Source organism: Kocuria sp. LUK (assembly GCF_021012935.1).
Taxonomy (GTDB): domain Bacteria; phylum Actinomycetota; class Actinomycetes; order Actinomycetales; family Micrococcaceae; genus Kocuria; species Kocuria flava.
Map to the genome: position 1 here is coordinate 1 of NZ_JAJMZI010000010.1, position 21,514 is coordinate 21,514.

At 74.9% G+C, this 21,514-nt stretch carries 16 protein-coding genes and 1 pseudogene; 13 read left to right on the forward strand and 4 right to left on the reverse strand.

Annotated features, from left to right (window positions below; genetic code table 11):
* Positions 1-751 (forward strand): annotated as a pseudogene (locus tag LQU92_RS14485) (pyruvate dehydrogenase (acetyl-transferring), homodimeric type); the annotation flags it as partial.
* A 105-nt stretch (positions 752-856) separates the two neighbouring features.
* Here the strand turns inward: LQU92_RS14485 and LQU92_RS14490 are convergent.
* Complete coding sequence (locus LQU92_RS14490) at positions 857-1,621, reverse strand: IclR family transcriptional regulator (protein WP_101850933.1); 765 nt, start codon at positions 1,619-1,621, stop codon at positions 857-859.
* A gap of 167 nt (positions 1,622-1,788) precedes the next feature.
* Between LQU92_RS14490 and LQU92_RS14495 the strand changes: the two genes are divergently transcribed.
* The 11 genes from LQU92_RS14495 (at position 1,789) to LQU92_RS14545 (ending at position 16,563) form a co-directional block, all read left to right on the forward strand.
* Positions 1,789-3,210: an NAD-dependent malic enzyme gene (locus LQU92_RS14495; protein ID WP_230781399.1), complete on the forward strand. Its 1,422-nt coding sequence runs from the start codon at positions 1,789-1,791 to the stop codon at positions 3,208-3,210.
* Positions 3,211-3,251: 41 nt separating this feature from the next.
* Positions 3,252-4,865, forward strand: a complete 1,614-nt coding sequence (gene aceB, locus LQU92_RS14500; RefSeq protein WP_058857917.1) for a malate synthase A — start codon at positions 3,252-3,254, stop codon at positions 4,863-4,865.
* On the forward strand, positions 4,862-6,214 hold the full coding sequence (locus tag LQU92_RS14505) for an aldolase (RefSeq protein ID WP_374229728.1): 1,353 nt from the start codon (positions 4,862-4,864) through the stop codon (positions 6,212-6,214). The genes aceB and LQU92_RS14505 overlap by 4 nt, the downstream gene beginning before the upstream one ends.
* Position 6,215: 1 nt before the next feature.
* Positions 6,216-7,037, forward strand: a complete 822-nt coding sequence (locus LQU92_RS14510; RefSeq protein ID WP_101850936.1) for a bifunctional allantoicase/(S)-ureidoglycine aminohydrolase — start codon at positions 6,216-6,218, stop codon at positions 7,035-7,037.
* Positions 7,038-7,257: 220 nt separating this feature from the next.
* The gene (locus LQU92_RS14515; RefSeq protein WP_230781400.1) at positions 7,258-8,052 is read left to right on the forward strand and encodes a hydroxypyruvate isomerase family protein; all 795 of its coding nucleotides are present in this window, start codon (positions 7,258-7,260) and stop codon (positions 8,050-8,052) included.
* Positions 8,053-8,141: 89 nt separating this feature from the next.
* The gene (locus LQU92_RS14520; RefSeq protein WP_230781401.1) at positions 8,142-9,071 is read left to right on the forward strand and encodes a 2-hydroxy-3-oxopropionate reductase; all 930 of its coding nucleotides are present in this window, start codon (positions 8,142-8,144) and stop codon (positions 9,069-9,071) included.
* A 67-nt stretch (positions 9,072-9,138) separates the two neighbouring features.
* Positions 9,139-10,914: a glyoxylate carboligase gene (gene gcl / locus LQU92_RS14525; protein ID WP_101850939.1), complete on the forward strand. Its 1,776-nt coding sequence runs from the start codon at positions 9,139-9,141 to the stop codon at positions 10,912-10,914.
* A 98-nt stretch (positions 10,915-11,012) separates the two neighbouring features.
* Positions 11,013-12,182, forward strand: coding sequence for a glycerate kinase (locus tag LQU92_RS14530; RefSeq protein WP_230781402.1), 1,170 nt, complete (start codon positions 11,013-11,015; stop codon positions 12,180-12,182).
* Positions 12,183-12,605: 423 nt separating this feature from the next.
* Complete coding sequence (gene allB / locus LQU92_RS14535; RefSeq protein ID WP_230781424.1) at positions 12,606-13,925, forward strand: allantoinase AllB; 1,320 nt, start codon at positions 12,606-12,608, stop codon at positions 13,923-13,925.
* 280 nt (positions 13,926-14,205) lie between these two features.
* Positions 14,206-15,786, forward strand: coding sequence for an NCS1 family nucleobase:cation symporter-1 (locus tag LQU92_RS14540; RefSeq protein WP_230781403.1), 1,581 nt, complete (start codon positions 14,206-14,208; stop codon positions 15,784-15,786).
* Positions 15,787-15,843: 57 nt separating this feature from the next.
* Positions 15,844-16,563: an aspartate/glutamate racemase family protein gene (locus LQU92_RS14545; protein ID WP_230781404.1), complete on the forward strand. Its 720-nt coding sequence runs from the start codon at positions 15,844-15,846 to the stop codon at positions 16,561-16,563.
* A gap of 31 nt (positions 16,564-16,594) precedes the next feature.
* On the opposite strand, the gene LQU92_RS14550 is transcribed toward LQU92_RS14545, so the two are convergent.
* Positions 16,595-17,506, reverse strand: a complete 912-nt coding sequence (locus tag LQU92_RS14550) for a lysylphosphatidylglycerol synthase domain-containing protein (protein ID WP_230781405.1) — start codon at positions 17,504-17,506, stop codon at positions 16,595-16,597.
* Between the two features lie 9 nt (positions 17,507-17,515).
* Positions 17,516-19,582, reverse strand: coding sequence for a chorismate-binding protein (locus LQU92_RS14555; RefSeq protein ID WP_230781406.1), 2,067 nt, complete (start codon positions 19,580-19,582; stop codon positions 17,516-17,518).
* Between the two features lie 98 nt (positions 19,583-19,680).
* Between LQU92_RS14555 and LQU92_RS14560 the strand changes: the two genes are divergently transcribed.
* Complete coding sequence (locus tag LQU92_RS14560; RefSeq protein WP_230781407.1) at positions 19,681-20,481, forward strand: CDP-alcohol phosphatidyltransferase family protein; 801 nt, start codon at positions 19,681-19,683, stop codon at positions 20,479-20,481.
* 6 nt (positions 20,482-20,487) lie between these two features.
* Here LQU92_RS14560 and LQU92_RS14565 read toward each other — a convergent pair whose 3' ends face one another.
* The gene (locus LQU92_RS14565; RefSeq protein WP_230781408.1) at positions 20,488-21,390 is read right to left on the reverse strand and encodes a class I SAM-dependent methyltransferase; all 903 of its coding nucleotides are present in this window, start codon (positions 21,388-21,390) and stop codon (positions 20,488-20,490) included.
* Positions 21,391-21,514: the final 124 nt, after the last annotated feature.

The following is a 21,514-nucleotide window of genomic DNA, read 5'->3' on the forward strand; positions in this document are numbered from 1 at the left end:
CGTGCTCGCCGGCACGAACCCGGCCGTGCGGGCCTACGACCCGGCCTACGGCTACGAGATCGCCCACATCGTCCGCCACGGCCTGGAGCAGATGTACGGGCCCGACTCCGCCGACCCGGACGTCATGTACTACCTGACGGTCTACAACGAGCCCTACCAGCAGCCGGCCGAGCCGGAGGACGTCGACGTCGAGGGCATCGTGCGCGGCATCCACCGCGTCTCCCGCTCGACGGCCGAGGGGCCGAGGGCCCAGCTGCTGGGCTCGGGGGTCTCGGTGCCGTGGGCGCTCGAGGCCCAGCGGCTGCTCGAGCAGGAGTGGGGCGTGGCGGCCGACGTGTGGTCGGTGACCTCCTGGACCGAGCTGCGCCGCGACGGCCTGGCCGCCGAGAAGGAGCGGCTGCGCGACCCGGGCGCCCCGCGCCGGACCCCGTTCGTGACCCAGCAGCTGGCCGGGGCCGAGGGTCCCGTGATCGCCTCGACCGACTTCGTCTCGGAGCTGCCGGACATGATCCGCCAGTACGTCCCGAACGACTTCGCCACGCTGGGCGCGGACGACTTCGGCTTCTCGGACACCCGCGCCGCCGCCCGGCGCTGGTTCCGCACGGACGTGCACTCGATCGTGGTGCGCACGCTGCAGCTGCTGGCCGACCGCGGCGAGGTCGACGCCGCGGCCCCGGCGCAGGCGCACGAGCGCTACCGGCTGGACGACGTCACCGCCGGCACCACCGGCGGGGCCGGCGGCGAGGCCTGAGCGGGCCGACCGACGACGACGGCGCCCGCCCGCCCCGAGAGGGGTGGGCGGGCGCCGCCGTCGTCGGTCGGACCCCGCAGGGTGCCGCCGGCCCCCTGCGGGAGCTCAGACCCCCGCGGGGGCGAGATCGGCGGCGATCTCCTCGGCGATCCGGCGCAGCACCGGCACGGCGCGCGCGGCGAAGTCCTCGTCCACGCGGCTGATCGGCCCCGAGACGGAGATCGCCGTCGGCGTGGGCGCCCCCGGCACCGCCATGGCGTAGCAGCGCACCCCGAGCTCCTGCTCCTCGTCGTCCACGGCGTAGCCGCGCTCCCGGATCCGCTCGAGGTCGGCGAACAGGGCCTCGGGGCTGCCCAGGCTCTTCTCGGTGGGCGTGGGCATGCCCGCGGAGAGGACGATCTCGCGCACGCGCTCGTCCGGCAGGGTCGCGAGGATCGCCTTGCCCACCCCGGTGTCGTGCGTGTCGGCGCGGCGGCCCACCTCGGTGAACATCCGCATGGACCGGTTCGACTGCGCCTGGGCGATGTAGACGACCTGCTGGCCGTCGAGCACCGCCATGTTCGCGGACTCCCCGAGCTCGCGCACGAGCTGCTCCAGCCGCCCCCGCGCGGCGGAGCCGAGCTGGCGGCTCGCCCCCTCCCCCAGCGGGATGAGACGGGGCCCGAGGGCGTAGCTGCGGTTGGGCAGCTGGCGGACGTAGCCCGAGGGCACGAGCGTGCGCAGCAGGCGGTGGATGGTGGGCAGCGGCAGGTTCACGGTGGCGGAGAGCTCGCTGAGGGACATCTCGCCGCCCGCGGCGGTGATCACCTCGAGGAGCTCGAAGACCCGCTCCACCGACTGGACGCCGCCGGTGGCAGCTCGTTCGGCCATGGTTGTGCACTCCTGTTCGTCGCGGACGGGACGGGGCAAGCTGGACCTCGACACGTTCAGCGGATCCTGCTGTGACCTTGCCAACACCCCGGTCGTTCCATAATATCCATAATACGGAATTTTCATTCCGCCATACGATGAAACGCCCGTCCCGACCGGAGGAACCCATGGCCACTCCCAGCCCCGGATACTCGATGATCCTGCGCGTGCAGGCTCCGTCCAGCTTCACCGCCACGAGCGAGATCGCCTCCGCCGCCGCGACGGCCGGCGCCGCGGTGACCGCCCTCGACATCGTCGAGTCCCACCCCGACCACGTGGTCGTCGACGTCAGCTGCAACGTGGCCGACGCCGCCCACCGCGACGAGGTGCGCGACGCCCTGGAGGCCCTCGAGGGCGTGCAGGTGCGCAAGGTCAGCGACCGCACCTTCCTGATCCACCTCGGCGGCAAGATCGAGGTCACCCCGCGGGTCTCGCTGCGCAACCGCGACGACCTCTCCCGCGCCTACACCCCCGGCGTCGCCCGCGTGTGCACGGCCATCGCGGAGAACCCCGAGGACGCCCGCCGCCTGACCATCAAGCGCAACACCGTGGCCGTGGTCACCGACGGCACCGCCGTGCTCGGCCTCGGCGACATCGGTCCCGCCGCGGCCCTGCCCGTCATGGAGGGCAAGGCCGCGCTGTTCAAGGCCTTCGGCGGCGTGGACGCCTGGCCCGTGTGCCTCGACACCACCGACACCGACGAGATCGTGCGCATCGTCAAGGCCATGGCCCCCGTCTACGGCGGCGTCAACCTCGAGGACATCGCGGCCCCCCGCTGCTTCGAGATCGAGGCCCGCCTGCGCGAGGAGCTCGACATCCCCGTCTTCCACGACGACCAGCACGGCACCGCCATCGTGGCCCTCGCCGCCCTGTTCAACGCCCTGCGCGTGGTGGACAAGAAGATCGAGGACGTCCGCATCGTGGTCTCGGGCGTCGGCGCCGCCGGGCACGCCATCATCCAGCTGCTCAAGGCCCAGGGCGCCGGCGACATCGTCGCCTGCTCCCGCAAGGGCGCCATCCACCGCGGGGAGACCTACGACGACCCCCACCGGCAGTGGATCGCCGAGCACACCAACGAGTCCGGCTTCTCGGGCTCGCTCAAGGAGGCCCTGGCCGGGGCCGACGTGTTCGTCGGCGTCTCCGCGCCGAACCTGCTCGACGCCGCGGACGTCGCCACGATGAACGAGCGCGCCATCGTCTTCGCGATGGCCAACCCGGACCCGGAGGTCGAGCCCGCCGCGGCCGCCCAGCACGCCGAGGTCGTCGCCACCGGGCGCTCCGACTTCCCCAACCAGATCAACAACGTCCTCGCCTTCCCGGGACTGTTCCGAGGTCTGCTCGACGCCGGCGCCACCGACATCACCACGGAGATGCTCGTCGCCGCCGCCCGGGCGATCGCCGACTGCGTGGGCGCGGACGAGCTCAACGCCAGCTACGTCGTCCCGAGCGTCTTCGACCCCGCCGTGGCCCCGGCCGTGGCCGAGGCCGTGCGCCGGACCGCCCAGGAGGTCGGCGCCACCGTCGACGCCTCCGTGCCCGCCGCGGTCTGAGCCCGACCACCCGTCCGTTCCCACGCCCACAGGAGGCACCCATGACCACCAGCACCATCGAGCACGTCCTGCCGCCGGCGCTTGAGCGCGCCGGGGAGATCCTCACCGACGAGGCCCTCGCCTTCGTGGCGGAGCTGCACCGCCGCTTCGCGTCCCGCCGCGAGGAGCTGCTCGGCGCGCGCGAGGACAACCGCCGCGCCGCCGCCGCGAGCGGCACCCTCGACTTCCTGCCGGAGACGAAGCAGATCCGGGAGAGCGAGTGGACGGTCGCACCGGCGCCGCCGGCGCTGCAGGACCGGCGGGTCGAGATGACCGGCCCGGCCGCCCCCGCCAAGATGGCGATCAACGCCCTGAACTCCGGGGCGAAGGTCTGGCTGGCCGACCTCGAGGACGCCTCGAGCCCCACCTGGCACAACCAGGTCGACGGCATCCTCAACCTGCGCGACGCCGCCCGCGGCACCCTCTCCTTCACCTCCCCCGAGGGCAAGGAGTACAGCCTGCGCCAGGACGCGCCGCTGGCCGTCGTCGTCGCCCGTCCCCGCGGCTGGCACCTGCCCGAGCACAACGTCACGGTCGACGGGAAGCCGGCCTCCGGCTCGCTCGTGGACTTCGGCCTGCACTTCTTCCACACCGCCCGGCAGCTGCTGGCCAACGGCCACGGACCGTACTACTACCTGCCGAAGATGGAGTCCCACCTCGAGGCCCGGCTGTGGAACGACGTGTTCACCTTCGCCGAGGAGCACCTGGGCATCGAGCACGGCACGATCCGCGCGACCGTGCTCATCGAGACCATCCCGGCCGCGTTCCAGATGGACGAGATCCTCTGGGAGCTGCGCGACCACGCCTCCGGGCTCAACGCCGGGCGCTGGGACTACCTGTTCAGCATCATCAAGTACTTCCGCGACGCGGGCGAGAAGTTCGTCCTGGCGGACCGCTCCACGATCACCATGACCGCCCCGCTGATGCGCGCCTACACCGAGCTGCTCGTGAAGACCTGCCACCGCCGCGGCGCCTTCGCGATGGGCGGGATGGCCGCGTTCATCCCCAACCGCCGCGAGCCGGAGGTCACCGAGGCTGCCTTCGCCAAGGTGCGGGCCGACAAGACCCGCGAGGCCGAGGACGGCTTCGACGGCTCGTGGGTGGCCCACCCCGACCTGGTCGCCACCTGCCGCGAGGTCTTCGACGCCGTGCTCGGCGAGAAGCCCAACCAGGTGGACCGCCTGCGCGAGGACGTGCAGGTCACCCCCGAGCAGCTGCTCGACGTCCCCAGTGCCGGCGCCGTGCGCACCCAGAAGGAGCTCGCCCTCAACCTCTACGTCGCGATCCGCTACACCGCGGTGTGGCTGTCGGGCAACGGCGCGGTGGCCATCCACAACCTCATGGAGGACGCCGCGACGGCCGAGATCTCCCGGTCGCAGGTCTGGCAGCAGATCCGCAACGGCGTGGTCTACGAGGACACCGGTGCCACGGCCACCCGTGAGCTGGTGGCCGAGGAGCTCGAGCGGCAGAAGGAGGTGCTGCGCGGGGAGGTCGACGCGCAGAGCTTCGAGAAGCACTTCGAGCCCGCCGCCCGGCTGATCGCCGACCTCGTGCTCGGCGAGGAGTACGTGGACTTCCTCACCCTCCCGGCCTACGACCTCATCGAGGGCCGGTGAGCGCCCCGGGCACCAGCCTGCCCTCCGCCTTCGGGCAGCGCGCCGCGGCGCTGCTGGCCGGCACGGACGCCGATCTCGAGCGCCTCTACCCGGGCGACGACGGGAGCCGTCAGCCGGTGCACACCTGCTACGTCCCCGCCGACCTCGTCACCCCGGACACCCCGCGGGAGTGGGGCGAGGCGGCGCTGGCGGCGGCCGAGGAGGCCGGCGGCCCGGAGGTCCTCGCGGAGCTCGCCGGGGTCGAGGAGCACCTGCGGGCGGAGGTCGTGGCCCGCACCGTCCGGAAGCTGCGCGAGGAGCCGGTCGAGGACCTGCGCCTGGACCTCGAGGACGGCTACGGGCAGCGCCCGGACGCCGAGGAGGACGCCGCCGCGGTCGGGGCCGCGCGCACCGTGGCCGCGATGGCCCGCTCCCGCCACCGCGGGCAGGCGCCCCAGCCGGCGTTCGCCGGCATCCGGTTCAAGTGCCTGGAGGCCGCCACCCGCGAGCGCGGGCTGCGCACGCTGGACCTGTTCGTCACGGCGCTGGTGCGCGAGGGCGGGCTGGCCGCCGCGGGGGTCTCCGAGGACGGCCTGCCGCCGGGGTTGGTGCTGACCCTGCCCAAGGTCTCGGCCGTGGCCCAGGTCGAGGTCATGGTCGAGGCCTGCCGGGCGCTCGAGCAGGCGCTGGGTCTGCCCGGGGGGCGGCTGCGCTTCGAGATCCAGATGGAGACGGCCCCCATGATCGTGGGCCCGGACGGGACGTGCCCGATCCCGGCGATGCTGCGCGCGGGCGGGGGCCGGGTCACGGCCCTGCACTACGGCACCTACGACTACTCGGCCTCGCTGGGGGTCGCCGCGGAGTTCCAGTCGATGGAGCACCCGGTGGCCGACCACGCCAAGCAGGTCATGCAGGTCGCGGTCGCCGGCACCGGGGTGCGCCTGTCCGACGGGTCGACCAACCGGCTGCCGGTGGGCGATCCGGCCCAGCGGCGGGAGGCCTGGGCCCTGCACGCCCGGCTGGTCCGCCGCTCCCTGGAGCGCGGGCTGTACCAGGGCTGGGACCTGCACGCCCACCAGCTGCCGACCCGCTACCTGAGCACCTACGCCTTCTACCGCCGGTCCTTCGACGCCGCGGCGCACCGGCTGAAGGTCTACCGCTCCCGCTCCGTGCCGGGCATCGAGGCGGCCGATGTCGCCGACGAGCCGGCGACCGCCCGGGCCCTGGCCCGCTTCGTGCACCGCGGCGTGCTGTGCGGGGCGGTCGGCGCGGCGGAGCTCGCGGAGGCCGCCGGCCTCGGCGAGCGGGAGCTGACCGAGCTCGCCCACCCCGAGGCCGCCCTGAGCGCCCCGACCCCTGGAGGCAGATGAGATGACCGACCGCACCTACTACGCCCCGCACGGCGGGCACCCGCCGCAGACCGACCTGCTGACGGACCGGGCGATGTTCACGGAGGCCTACGCGGTGATCCCGCGCGGGACGATGCGCGACATCGTCACGAGCAGGCTCCCGTTCTGGGACGGGACCCGCGCGTGGGTCCTGGCCCGGCCCCTGTCCGGGTTCGCGGAGACCTTCTCGCAGTACGTCATGGAGGTCGGCCCGGGCGGCGGCAGCGACCGCCCCGAGACCGACTCGGGCGTGGAGTCCGCGCTGTTCGTGATGGAGGGCTCCCTGGCCCTGACCGTGGAGGGCGAGGAGCACGAGCTCGCCCCCGGCGGCTACGCCTACCTGCCGCCGGAGTGCGAGTGGACCGTGCGCAACCCCGGTCCCGAGCCGGCCCGCTTCCACTGGATCCGCAAGGCCTACGAGTACGTCCAGGGCCTCGAGGTCCCCGAGCCCGTGATCACCTCGGACCAGGAGGTCGAGCCGACCCCCATGCCCGGCACGGACGGGAAGTGGGCCACCACCCGCTTCGTGGACCCGGACGACCTGCGCCACGACATGCACGTGACGGTCGTGACCTTCGAGCCCGGCGCGGTGATCCCGTTCGCCGAGACGCACGTGATGGAGCACGGGCTCTACGTGCTCGAGGGCAAGGCCGTCTACCGGCTCAACCAGGACTGGGTGGAGGTGGAGGCCGGTGACTTCATGTGGCTGCGCGCCTTCTGCCCGCAGGCCTGCTACGCCGGGGGCCCGGGCCGCTTCCGCTACCTCCTCTACAAGGACGTCAACCGGCAGATGAAGCTGCGCTGACGCCGGGGCGCACCCGCCCCCACCAGACCGGACCCCGTGCCGCCTGCCACCGCGGCGGCACGGGGTCCTTCCACATCCCCGGACTTCCGCATCATGAAATCAATATTTCATTCAGGCGTTGACCTGCGTCACAACGGCCCGTAGGCTGTTCCACAAGACAGAAGACAAGTTCCGCATCATGAAATAGATGGCGCGAGCGATCGACCCCAGGAGGAACCCGATGTCCTATACCGTCAACTGCTCCATCCTGCTGACCGACCTGCCGCTGCTCGAGCGGCCCGCCGCCGCGAAGGCCGCCGGCTTCGACGCGGTCGAGTTCTGGTGGCCCTTCGCGGAGTCCGTGCCCGCCGACCGCGACGTCGACGCCTTCGTGCGCGCGCTCGACGACGCCGGGGTGCAGCTGAGCGGGCTGAACTTCAACGCCGGGGACATGCCCGCCGGCGACCGGGGCCTCGTGTCCTGGATCGGCCGCGAGGACGAGTTCGCGCAGAACATCGCGGTGGTCGCCGCCATCGGCGAGCGCACCGGCTGCCGCGCCTTCAACGCCCTCTACGGCAACCGCCGGGACGGGCAGCGCCCCGAGGCGCAGGACGAGCTGGCGGCGGCCAACCTCGTGGCCGCCGCCGAGGGCGTGGCCGGCATCGGCGGCACCGTGCTGCTCGAGCCGGTCTCGGGCACGGAGGCCTACCCGCTGAAGACCGCCCAGGACGCCCTGGACGTCATCGGGGCGGTCCGCGCCGCCGGACCGCAGAACATCGCCCTGCTCGCGGACTTCTACCACCTGGCCGTCAACGGGGACGACGTCGAGGCCGTGATCGAGGCACACGCCGCCGGGTTCGGGCACGTCCAGATCGCCGACGCCCCCGGGCGCAACGAGCCCGGCACCGGCGAGCTGCCCCTGCAGCGCTGGATCGACCGGACCTACGAGCTCGGCTACACCGGCCGGATCGGCCTCGAGTACAAGGCCTCCCAGCCCGACCCCTTCGCCTGGCTGGCCCGCGCCGCCTCCGCCTGAGCCCCGCCGCCCGGGCCGCCCCGCCCGGGACCCCGACCCCTTCCGCATCCCGCAGCCGCACCGGGCTGCCGCACCGTGAGGAGCACCGCATGACCACCCCCGCCACCACCACCGCCGCCGCCGGCGCGTCCACCACCGCCACCGTCGCCGTCATCGGCCTCGGCATCATGGGCCTGCCCATGGCCCGGAACCTCGTGGCCGCCGGCCACCGGGTCACCGGCTACAACCGCTCCCCGGAGAAGACCGACCAGCTCGTCGCCGCCGGCGGGCAGGGCGCCTCCTCCGTGGCCGAGGCCGTGGCCGGGGCCGACGTCGTGATCACCATGGTCCCCGACTCCCCGGACGTCGAGGCCGTCGTGGCCGGGGAGGACGGCGTGTTCGCCCACGCGGAGCAGGGCGCGCTGTGGATCGACGCCTCGACCATCCGCCCCGACGTCGCGGTCCGCCTCGCCGAGCAGGCCCGCGCGGCCGGTCTCCGCCCGCTCGACGCGCCGGTCTCCGGCGGGGAGCAGGGCGCGATCGACGGCGCGCTCTCCATCATGGTCGGCGGCGAGGCCGGCGACTTCGAGGAGGCCCGCCCCGTCCTCGAGGGCGTCGGGCGCACCATCGTCCACGTGGGGCCCTCCGGCTCCGGGCAGACCGTCAAGGCCGCCAACCAGCTGATCGTGGCCGGCAACATCCAGCTGCTGGCCGAGGCCGTGGTCTTCCTCGAGGCCTACGGCGTGGACACCGACGCCGCGCTGAAGGTCCTCGGCGGCGGCCTCGCCGGCTCCAAGGTCCTCGACCAGAAGGGCCAGAAGATGCTCGACCGCAGCTTCGAGCCCGGCTTCCGCCTCCAGCTCCACCACAAGGACATGGGCATCGTCACCGCCGCCGCCCGCGAGGCCGGGGTGAGCGTCCCGCTCGGCGCGCTCGTCGCCCAGCTCGTCGCCGCGACCGTCGCCCGCGGCGACGGCGGCCTGGACCACTCCGGGCTGTTCAAGCTCACCCAGGAGCTCTCCGGCCGCACCGACGGCTGAGCCCGCCCCACCCGATCCGCACCGACCCGCCCGACCCGCCCGGGTCCCGCCCGCAAGGAGTTCCACCATGGCCAGAATGCGCACGGTCGACGCCGTCGTCGCCATCCTCGAGAAGGAGGGCGCCACCGAGGCCTTCGGCCTGCCCGGCGCCGCGATCAACCCGCTCTACTCCGCGATGCGCGCCCACGGCGGCATCCGGCACACCCTCGCCCGCCACGTCGAGGGCGCCTCCCACATGGCGGAGGGCTACACCCGCGCCGCCGCCGGGAACATCGGGGTGTGCATCGGCACCTCCGGCCCGGCCGGCACGGACATGATCACGGGCCTGTACTCCGCCTCCGCGGACTCGATCCCGATCCTGTGCATCACCGGGCAGGCCCCGGTCGCGAAGCTGCACAAGGAGGACTTCCAGGCCGTGGACATCGCCGCCATCGCCGGTCCCGTCACCAAGATGGCCATGACCGTGCTCGAGCCCGGCCAGATCCCCGGCGCCTTCCAGAAGGCCTTCTCGCTGATGCGCTCGGGCCGGCCCGGGCCCGTGCTGCTGGACCTGCCCCTGGACGTGCAGCTGGCCGAGATCGAGTTCGACATCGACCTCTACGAGCCGCTGCCCGTGCACAAGCCGGCCGCCACGCGCGCCCAGGCCGAGAAGGTCCTGGACATGCTGGCCGCCGCCGAGCGGCCCCTGATCGTGGCCGGCGGCGGGATCGTCAACGCGGACGCCGCCGAGCAGCTGGTGGCCCTGGCCGAGCTGCTGGACGTCCCCGTGGTCCCGACCCTCATGGGCTGGGGCGCGATCCCCGACGACCACCCGCTGATGGCCGGCATGGTCGGCCTGCAGACCTCCCACCGCTACGGCAACGCCACGTTCCTGGAGTCGGACTTCGTGCTGGGCATCGGCAACCGCTGGGCCAACCGGCACACCGGCGGGCTGGAGACCTACACCCGCGGGCGCACCTTCGTGCACGTGGACATCGAGCCGACCCAGATCGGACGGGTCTTCTCCCCCGACCTCGGCATCGTCTCCGACGCCCGCGCGGCCCTGGAGGTGCTCCTCGAGGCCGCCCGCGAGCGCCGCTCCGGGCCCGGCCTGCCGGACCGCTCCGAGTGGGTCAAGGACTGCGCCCGCCGCAAGGGCACGCTGCACCGCAAGACCCACTTCGAGCAGGTCCCGATCAAGCCCCAGCGCGTCTACGAGGAGATGAACGCGGCCTTCGGCACGGACGTCACCTACGTCTCCACGATCGGGCTCTCCCAGATCGCCGGCGGGCAGTTCCTGCACGTCTACGGCCCGCGCAAGTGGATCAACGCCGGGCAGGCCGGCCCGCTGGGCTGGACCGGCCCCGCCGCCCTGGGCGTGGTGCGCGCCGTGCCGGAGGCCAACGTGGTGGCCCTCTCGGGCGACTACGACTTCCAGTTCATGATCGAGGAGCTGGCCGTGGGCGCGCAGTTCAACCTGCCCTACGTGCACGTGGTCGTGAACAACTCCTACCTGGGCCTGATCCGCCAGTCCCAGCGCGGGTTCAAGATGGAGCAGAACGTCTCCCTCGCCTTCGAGAACATCAACTCCCCCGAGACCCAGGGGTATGGTGTGGATCACCTGAAGGTGGTCGAGGGGCTCGGCTGCAAGGCGCTGCGCGTGACCGACCCGGAGAAGCTGCGCGAGGCCTTCGCCGAGGCCCGCACCCTCGCCGGCGAGCACCAGGTGCCGGTCGTGGTCGAGGTGATCCTCGAGCGGGTCACCAACATCTCGATGGGCACCGAGATCGACGGCGTGGTCGAGTTCGAGGAGCTGGCCGAGCGCGGGGTGGACGCCCCCACCGCGATCGCCCTGCTCGACTGAGACCGGCGCCCCACCAGGCCCCCGGCGCCGGCAGGCGCCGGGGGCACGGCCGGCCGCGGCAGCGGCCGGCCCCCGCAGCAGCAGAAGGAGGACCGGCCGTGCGCGTCGTCGTCGCCCCGGACAAGTTCAAGGGCTCCCTCGAGGCCGCCGACGTCGTCGAGCACCTCGCGGCGGGCCTCCGCGCCGTCGACCCCTCCGTCGAGGTGGTCGCCGTGCCGGTCGCCGACGGCGGGGAGGGCACCCTCGACGCTGCCGTCGGCGCCGGCTTCACCGCCTGCCCCGCGACCGTGACCGGGCCCGTGGGCGAGCCCGTCGAGACCGAGTACGCCCTGCGCGGCCGCACCGCGGTCGTGGAGATGGCCCAGGCCTCCGGGCTGGTCGCCCTCCCCACCGACGAGCACGGCGAGCCCGTGCCCGACGCCGGCGGCGCGACCAGCCGCGGCACCGGCGAGCTCGTCCGGGCCGCCCTCGACGCCGGGGCGCAGACCGTGGTCCTCGGCGTGGGCGGCAGCGCCTGCACCGACGGCGGCGCGGGCCTGCTCCAGGGCCTCGGCGCCCGCCTGCTCGACGACGCCGGGGACGAGCTCGGCCGGGGCGGGGCCGCCCTGGCCCGCCTCGCCCGCGTCGACCTCTCCGGACTCGACCCGCGGGTGCGCGGGGCCCGGTTCGTGCTCGCCGCCGACGTCGACAACCCGCTCACCGGCCCCCGCGGCGCCGCCGCCGTCTTCGGCCCCCAGAAGGGCGCCGACCCGGATACGGTCGAGCGCCTCGACGCCGCCCTGGCCGTGTTCCGCGACCGCCTCGCCGAGGCCCTCGGTCCGGACGTGCTCGAGGCCGCCGCCGCCCCCGGCGCCGGCGCCGCCGGCGGGGTCGGCTTCGCCGCGCTCGCCGTCCTCGGCGCCGTGCGCCGGCCCGGGATCGACGTGGTCCTTGAGCTCACCGGGCTGGCCGGTCGCGTGGCCGGCGCCGACCTCGTGGTCACCGGCGAGGGCAGCCTCGACGAGCAGAGCCTCGGCGGCAAGACCCCCATGGGCGTGGCCGCCGCCGCCCACGCCGCCGGCGTCCCGGTCGTGGCCGTGTGCGGGCGCACCACCCTGGCGCCCGAGGTGCTGCGCGGGGCCGGCTTCGCCCGGACCTGGGCGCTCGCCGACCTCGAGCCCGACCCCCGGGTGAGCATGCGCGAGGCCGGCCGGCTGCTCGAGCAGGTCGGCGCCGACCTGGCCCGGGAGCTGCCCGGGCTCGTGCGCGGCGCCACCCCCACCCACTGACGAGATCGGCCCCCGAGGCCGACGCCCCCGACGAGAGGACTTCCCGTGACGAAGAAGAACGACCCCCGGCAGCCCGAGGCCCCCGGCGGGACCGGCAGCCCGCAGCAGGCGACCACCTCCGAAGGACCCGCCGGGTCCCGTCCGACCGGGGCCGGACGCGCGCCCGAGGACGCCGCGGCCGAGACCGCCCGGGAGAACTCGGCGCGCTCCGTGACCGAGCCCGCCCAGGTCCGGGAGGCCGACGCGGCCGAGCAGGCGCACCAGCAGCAGGTCAGCGAGGACGTCAACGACCCCGAGCGGGTGCGCCGGCTCATCGCCGAGTACCGGCGCGAGCACGGCCTGCCCGAGGACGCCGTCGAGTCCCCGCGCGCCGGGGCCGACGCGAAGGGCGCCTTCGCGGGCGACCACCGCGAGTTCGACCTCGTGGTGCGCGGACGCAGCGTCTCGTGCGGCGACCACTTCGCCCCGCGGGAGATCGGGGTGCGCGACGGGCGGATCGTGGCCGTCGAGCCCCTGGGCGCCGGGCTGCGCGGGCGCGAGGTCGTGGAGCTCGCCGAGGACGAGACCCTGCTGCCCGGACTCGTCGACACCCACGTGCACATCAACGAGCCCGGCCGCACCGACTGGGAGGGCTTCGCCTCGGCGACCCGCGCCGCCGCCGCCGGCGGGGTGACCACCGTGCTGGACATGCCCCTGAACTCGGTCCCCTCCACCGTCAACGTCCCGGCGCTGGAGTACAAGCGCCTCTTCGCCCGGGAGAACGCCTTCGTGGACGTCGGCTTCTGGGGCGGGGCCATCCCCGGCAACAAGCCCCACCTGCGGGAGCTGCACGACGACGGGGTGTTCGGCTTCAAGTGCTTCCTGCTGCACTCCGGGGTCGACGAGTTCCCGCACCTCGAGGCCGACGAGATGGAGGAGTACCTCGCGGAGATCAAGACCTTCGACTCCCTGATGATCGTGCACGCGGAGGACTCCCGGGCCATCGACCGGGCCCCCCACCCCGAGGGGGACGTCTACGAGAACTTCCTGAAGTCGCGCCCGCGGGGGGCCGAGAACCTCGCGATCGCCGAGGTCATCGAGCGCACCCGCTGGACCGGGGCCCGCTCCCACATCCTGCACCTGTCCTCCTCCGACGCCCTGCCGATGCTGGCCACCGCCAAGCGCGACGGCCTCGACATCACGGTCGAGACCTGCCCGCACTACCTGACGCTGCTGGCCGAGGAGGTGCCCAACGGCGCCACCGCGTTCAAGTGCTGCCCGCCCGTGCGGGAGGTCGGCAACCGGGAGCTGCTGTGGGAGGGGCTGATCGACGGGACCATCGACTTCATCGTCTCCGACCACTCCCCCTCGACCCTGGACCTGAAGGACCTGGACAACGGCGACTTCGGCGTGGCCTGGGGCGGGGTCTCCTCCCTGCAGCTGGGGCTGTCGCTGATCTGGACCGAGGCCCGCCGCCGCGGCGTCGACCTGGGGCGCGTGGTCGAGTGGATGTCGACCCGCCCGGCCCAGCGCGCCGGGCTGCGCACCAAGGGCAAGCTCGCCCTGGGCTACGACGCCGACCTCGTGGTCTTCGCGGCCGACGACGCCTTCGTGGTCGACGCCGGGAAGCTGCACCACAAGAACCCGATCACCCCCTACCAGGGCAAGGCGCTCTCCGGCCGGGTGCGCCGGACGTTCGTGCGCGGACAGGCCGTCGACTTCGCGAAGCCCCACGGGCGGCTCATCCGCCGCGGCGAGAGCTGATCCGGGCACGCCCTGCGGCGGAGCGGGCCGGCGAGGACCTTCGGGGCCTCGCCGGCCCGCTCCGTCTGTGCAGGAGCGCGCCGTCGGACCAACCATGAAATGTCTTGACCGTGATCGGGCTCACAGCTACGGTTGTTCCATACCGCGAAATGAGATTTCCATATCGTGGAACTTAAAGAAGAACCGGCTCGCTCCCGAGCTCCCGTCCCCCGCACCGAGGTCGGCACTGTCCCACGGCTCCCGCCGGACCGCCCCCTCCGTGCCGCAGGAAGGCCTTCCCATGTCACAGCAGCACGCCCCGAACTCGCCGGTCGAGCAGTCGGCACGCGAACCGATCGTTCCCGAGCCCTGGGGCACCGGCGACCCGGCCGTGGACGCCGCCCTCCACGTCCGGGGCACCACCGGCCCCATCCCCACCGGCGTCAGCCCCCGGCTGTACAACCCCGACCTGGCGCCGACGACCAAGAAGGGGCGCACCTGGCACGCCTACAGCATCTTCACGCTGTGGGCCAACGACGTGCACTCCCTCGGCAACTACGCCTTCGCCATCGGGCTGTTCGCCCTGGGCCTCGGCGCGTGGCAGATCATGCTCGCCTTCCTGCTCGGGGCCGCGCTGCTGTTCCTGCTCCTGAACCTCTCCGGGTTCATGGGCGAGCGCACGGGAGTGCCGTTCCCCGTCATGAGCCGCATCGCCTTCGGCGTCCGGGGGGCGCAGATCCCCGCCATCGTCCGTGGCGGCGTGGCCATCGCCTGGTTCGGCATCCAGACCTACCTGGCCTCCATGGTCCTGCGCGTGCTGATTCTCGCTCTGGCCCCGTCCCTGGCCCCGCTGGACACCAACTCGTTCCTCGGCCTCTCCACGCTCGGCTGGATCGCCTTCGTCGCCCTGTGGATCGTGCAGGTCGTCATCGTCAGCTTCGGCATGGAGATGATCCGCAAGTACGAGGCCTTCGCCGGGCCGGTCATCCTGTTCACCATGCTCGCCCTCGCCGTCTGGATGTTCGTCGAGGCCGGCGGCTCCATCGCGTGGTCCACCGCGGACTCCCTGACCGGGGCCGAGATGTGGGTGCGGATCCTCCAGTCCGCGGCCCTGTGGGTCGTCATCTACGGGACCTTCGTCCTGAACTTCTGCGACTTCACCCGCGGCGCACCCTCCGAGCGCTCCGTGGTCCGCGGCAACTTCTACGGCATCCCCATCAACATGCTCTTCTTCGCCGCCATCGTCGTCGTCCTGGCCGGCGCCCAGTACCGGATCGACGGCACGGTGATCGAGTCCCCGACGGACGTCGTCAACGCCATCCCCAACACGTTCCTGCTCGTGCTGGCCTGCCTCGCCCTGATCATCCTCACCGTCGCCGTGAACCTCATGGCCAACTTCGTGGCGCCCATCTACACGCTGGCCAACCTGTTCCCCCGCACGCTGAACTTCCGCCGGGCCGCCATCGTCTCCGCCGTCATCGGCCTCGTCATCCTGCCCTGGAACCTCTACAACTCCCCCGTGGTCATCGTCTACTTCCTCGGCGGCCTGGGCGCCCTCCTCGGCCCGCTGTTCGGCGTGATCATGGCCGACTACTGGCTGGTGCGGAAGGGCAGGGTCAACATCCCGGACCTGTACTCCGAGGCCCCGGACGGCGAGTACGCCTACACGCGCGGGATCAACCGGAAGGCCATCCTCGCCGGCACCCCGGCCGCCGTCGTCGCCCTGGTCCTCGCCCTGGTCCCGGCCTTCACCTTCGTCGCCGGATTCTCCTGGTTCGTCGGCGCGGTCCTGGCCGCCGCGATCTACCTCGTCGTCGCGGACCGGCGGGCCACGTTCCACGCCGTCGACGGCGAGGCCATCGCCGTCGCCCCGAAGCACTGACCCGGCCCGCCGAGGGCAACGGCGGCCCCGTACGCATCGAACAGAAAGGCACCCATCGTGCGCATCCTCGTGGTCAACGTGAACACCACAGAATCCATGACGGCCTCCATCGGCCGTGAGGCCCGGGCCGTCGCCTCCCCGGGAACGGAGATCGTCCCCCTGACCCCCCTGTTCGGGGCGGAGTCGGTCGAAGGCAACTACGAGAGCTACCTGGCCGCCGTCGCGGTCATGGAGACCGTGAAGTCCTACGCGGAGCCGTTCGACGCCGTGATCCAGGCCGGCTACGGGGAGCACGGCCGGGAGGGGCTCCAGGAGCTGCTGGACGTCCCGGTGGTGGACATCACCGAGGCCGCGGCGAGCACGGCCATGTACCTGGGGCACCGGTACTCCGTGGTGACCACTCTCGACAGGACGGTCCCGCTCATCGAGGACCGGCTCAAGCTCGCCGGGCTCACCGACCGCTGCGCCTCCGTGCGCGCGAGCGGCATGTCCGTCCTCGAACTGGAGTCGGACCCCGAGGCGGCGGTCGAGGCGATCGTCGAGCAGTCCCGGCGCGCCGTGCAGGAGGACCGGGCGGAGGTCATCTGCCTCGGCTGCGGAGGCATGGCCGGGCTGAAGCAGCAGGTCGTGGAGCGCACCGGGGCGCCCGTCGTCGACGGGGTGGCCGCAGCGGTCACCGTCGCGGAGTCCCTCGTCCGCCTGGGCCTGTCGACGTCGAAGGTGCGCACCTACGCACCCGCCCGGCAGAAGGCCTTCGCGAACTGGCCGCTCGCCTGAGCCCGGCGCCTCCCGCGGTCCGCAGGCGCCCTCACCCGCTGTCCGACGGGCAGCCGGGCCGACGCCGCGGCACACCGCCCACGGCCCGGCCCGGCAGGAGCCAGCGCAGCAGCGGCACCGCGCCGGGCAGCGCCGAGACGAGCGCGAGCAGCCCGTAGCCCAGGGAGATCGCGAACCCGGTCCCGGCCCCCAGGCCGTGGGCGGCCGCGGCGAGGGCCGTCACGCCCTCCCGCGGCCCCCACCCGCCGATCCCCACGGGCACCGACATCCCCGCGAGCCCGAGCACGGTGGTGCCCCACAGCCCGCCCACCGGCGCCCCGGGGACGGTGGCGAGGGCGGCCAGCAGGAACAGCCCCTGGAAGCAGGCCCAGCTCAGCACCGACAGCCCCCACACGGCCGCCCGGTCCCGCCACTGCGCCCCGGCCCCGGCCCGCCACGCGGCCGCCCCCACGGCGAGCGCCCCGGCCCCCAGTCCGGCGGCGGCCCACGGGCCGAGGGCCAGGGCGGGCACGACCCCGGCCGCGAGCAGGATCGAGGTGCCGGCCAGCCGCTCCCCGACCACGGCCGCCCCGGCCTCGGGGAGGCTGTCGCCGCTGCGGCGGCGGCGCAGCACCCGCACGGCGTCGCCCGTCACCCCTCCGGGCAGCAGCAGGTTCACCAGCCCGGCGGCCCAGCACTCGGCGAAGGACTCGCCGAAGCCCAGCCGCACGCCGCGGGCGCGGGCCACGAGCCGCCACCGCTGGGCCTGGGCGGCGGTGGCGACGAGCCCGGCGAGCAGCGCGGCGGCCACGGTGGCCGGGGAGAGCATCCCCAGGGCGGCGCCGAGGGCCTCCGTGCCGAAGGCGCGGAACAGGGCCGCGAGCAGCACGGCGCCGGCGAGCACCTGCAGCGCGGCCGGAAGCGCCCGGCGCCGCGGGCGGGCGGGGACGGCGGCGCTGGGCATGGGCGCAGTCTAGCCAGGCACCGCCGGCGCCACCGGCGCCGGGACGGGCCCGGCCGGGGCGGTCCCCAGCGCCCGGGCCAGCCGGGCGGCGACCGGTCCCGGGGCCCAGGCCCCGGCGCCGTCGACGACCCCGACCGGGCGCACCCCGCGCAGCGCGTTGGTCACGAACACCTCGTCCGCCGCGGCCAGCTCCGCCAGGCGCACGGGCTCCTCGGCGACCTCGGCCCCCTCGGCGCGCAGCCGGGCGAGCACGCGCGCCCGCTGCACCCCGGGCAGGATCCGCCCGTCGGCCGGCGGGGTGCGCACCCGCCCGCCGGAGACCACGAACACGCTGGCCCGGCCGGCCTCGAGCAGCGTCCCGTCCGGCTCCACGAGCAGAGGGTCGCAGACGGGCCCCCACGGCCCCGGCGTCTCCTCGAGCACGCGCCGGTCGGCCCACTTGTGCCCGCCCAGCCCGCCCGGGAGCTCGAGCGGCACGAGGCGCCACGGCCGCCCGGGGTCCTCGCCCAGGGGCGCGGTGACGACCGTCGCCTCCGGGCCGCCCGGGCCCGGCACGACCGTCACGCGCAGCCGGTGCGGGCCCGCCAGGGCCGCCGCGCGGGCGTGCACCTGCTCGCGCAGGCGGCTCGGCAGCGGGGCGTCCCAGAGGACGCGCACGCTGCGCCCGAGCCGGGCGAGGTGCTCGTCGAGGCCCACGGGGGCGCCGTCGCGCACGGGCAGGGTCGTGAAGACCCCGCGGGCGGGGTCCGGCGGGTCGGGGGCGGCCAGGCGCGCCCCGACGGCGGCGAGCAGGGGCGCGGCCTTCACCAGGGTCTCGCGGGTCTCGTCGGCGGGGTCGGAGTCGGCCACGACGCCGCCGCCCACGCCCAGGCGCACGCGCCCGCCCGAGAACTCGAAGGTGCGGATCGCGACGTTGAGCGCGAGTCCCGCCCGGGGGCCCGCGAAGCCCACCGCCCCGGTGTAGACCCCGCGGGCGGCGGGCTCGAGGTCGTTGACGATGCCCATCGCCCGGATCTTGGGCGCCCCGGTGCAGGAGCCGGGCGGGAAGCTCGCCCGCAGCAGGTCGCCGTCGTCGAGGCCCGGGCGCAGCCGGCCGCGGACGTCGGCCACGAGGTGGTGCACCCCGGTGTGGGGCTCCACGCGGGGCTCGCGCGGGGCGCGCACGGACCCGGGCACGCAGACGCGGGAGAGGTCGTTGCGCATGAGGTCGACGATCATGACGTTCTCGGCCCGGTTCTTCGCCGAGGCGTGCAGCGCCGCGGGGTCCGTGTCCGCGGCGGCGGTGCCCTTGATCGGGGAGGTGAGCACGTCCGTGCCGGTGCGGCGCAGGAACAGCTCCGGGGACAGGCTCACCACCGCCGACCCGTCCGGGCCGCGCAGGAACGCCGCGAAGCGCGGGCGCAGCCGCTCCTGCCCGGCGCAGAACAGGTCCAGGGGGTCGCCGGCGAAGGAGGCCTCCAGAGTGCGGCAGACGTTGACCTGGAAGACGTCGCCGTCGCGGATGTGGCCCAGGGCCCGGCGCACCGCCGCGGCGTGCTCCTCCCCGGAGGCGTCGGCCGCGAACGGGCCGCAGCGCCAGTCCCGGGGCCGGTCCGGGGCGGCCAGCCCGGCGGCCACCGCCTCGGCGGTGCGCCGCACCCGGGCCGGGTCGGCGCCCGGCAGCGCCTCGAGGACCCACTCCCCCGTGGCCGCGCGGCGGCGCAGCACGTGGTCGTAGCGGGCCAGGTGGTGGTCCGGCAGCGTCGCCGCCCGGGGCGGGGCGGGCGGCAGCCGCTCCAGGTCCCGGGCCAGCTGGTAGCCCAGCCACCCGATCCAGCCGCCGCCGAAGACGCGGTCCCCGTGCGGGTCGGGGTCCTGCCCGGGCGCCGGCGGGCCGTCCTCCCCGAGCGCGGCGAAGGGATCCTCCCCGGGGCCCAGCACCCGCACCGGGTCCACGGCCACGACCGTGTCCCCGCCGTGCCAGTCCCCGACCAGCGCCACCAGTCCCGGCCGGTCCCGCAGGGCGCGCAGCATCCGGGCGGGGCCGACCCCGGCCGGGGCGACCACCTCGGGCCGGGTCCTCACGTCGTCGTCCATCGTCCCAGTCTCCCCCACGCACGGCCCCCGCGCCGCCCGCGCGTTGACCCCCGCCCGTGGCCGCGGACAGGATGGGGGCCCGACCCCAGGAGGAGCGCATGGCCCCGGACCACCCCGCCGCGCCGGGGCGGCCCCGCGCCCCCGGGGCACCCCCAGCCCCGGTGCGCCGCGACGCCGCCGCCGCCCTGGCCGCCACGGGCGCCGCGGTCGCCGCCGTCGCCGTCACGACCGGCCTCGGCCCGGCCGGGACGGTGCTCTCGGCCCTGGCCGCGCTCGCCGTGACCGGCGCGGTCGTGCGCAGCACGACCCGCCGGTCGGCGGAGCCCTACGGCCCCGCCGACCGGGTCACGGTCGCCCGGTCGGTGCTCGTGGCCGCCGTCGCGGCCCTGCTGCCCGCCGGGCTCGCCCCGGTGCTGGCCGGCGCGCCGCGCCCCCCGGAGCCGTGGTGCTGGGCGGTGGTGGCCCTGGCCCTGCCCGCGTGGCTGCTCGACGGGCTCGACGGCAGGGTGGCCCGCCGCACGGGCACGGCGACGGCGGCCGGGGCACGGTTCGACCAGGAGGTCGACGCCGCCCTGATCCTGCTGCTGGCGGTGGCGGTCGCCGCCCGGCTCGGGCTGCCGGGCGCGGCGTGGGTGCTGGTCATCGGCGCGCTGCGCTACCTGTTCCTGCTGGGGCTGCGGGGGCGCCCGGCCTGGCGGGCGCCCCTGCCGCCCAGCGGTTACCGGCGCACGACCGCCGGGGTCCAGGGCGGGACGCTGATCGGCGCGCTCGTGCCCTGGATCCCGCTGCCGCTGGCCGCCGCGGCCACCGCGGTGGCCCTGGTGCTGCTGGTCGTCTCCTTCGGCCGCGACGTCGTGGGCCTCGAGCGCAGGGCCCGCGCCGGGACCCCGGAGGCCTGAGGCGGCTCAGTCCTGCGGCGGCAGTCCCAGGACGTCGGCGTGGCCGACGGTGGCCCGCAGCCGGCCCCGGGCCACGTCCACGAGGCGGGTGCGCAGCCACGCGTGGGCCTCGGGCTCGAGCTCCGGGTAGTGCTCCACGGCGGCGTCGGCGCGGTCGGCCAGGAAGCGCTCGAGCAGCGGTTGCGCCCAGGGCTGGTCGGCGACCCACCACGGGGTGGGGGCCGCGTCCACGACCATGCCCTGCTCCCGCAGCGCGTCCATGGTCAGGGCCACGGCCTCCGTGCCGGCGAGCTCGCCGCGCTTCTGGTGGTCCTCGAAGGCGCCGAGCACCCGGGCGTCGAGCGGGTGCGGCGGGTCGAGGTGGACCTCGCCGTCGACGGTCAGGGCCAGCAGCGCGGGCACGGCCTCCGCGCGCAGCACGCGGGCCAGCTGCCCGATCTGCGCCGTGGTGAGCAGGTCGAGCAGCGCGGAGCAGGTCACGAGCCGGCGCCGGCCGGGGTGGCGGGCGAGCACGTCCGCCAGCTCCTCGACACCGGCGTGGACGGGCTCGACCTCGGCCCCGTCCGCGCGGGCCGCGGCCACCGCCTGCTCGAGCAGGCGGTCGTCGTGGTCCAGCAGCACCCACCGCTGGGGGCCCGGCAGCCGGGAGGACAGCCACGCGCGGTTCGCGCCCGTGCCGGCCCCGAGGTCGACGACGACGACCGGCTCCTCGGCCCCCGGCGCCCCGGCCGGTGCGGCCGCGGCCCAGTGCCGCTCGAGCCGCTCGAGCAGGAAGCGGGAGTCCTCGCGGGCGGCGGCGTCGGCGGCCTCGCGCAGCGCGAGCCAGTCCTCGGCCACGGGGCGCTCGGGCACGGGGCCCGCCGCTCCGGTGGGGCCGACGGTCTCGTGCGGGTCGGCGGAACGGTCCACGGTGTCTCCTTCGGTCGGTGGCCGGGGCCTGCCGCGGGGCGGGCGCCGGTACGGGTCGGCGGTGCGGGTCGGCGGTGCAGGACGGTCGGGCCGGGGCGGTGCGCCGGGCGGTCGTGCGGACGGG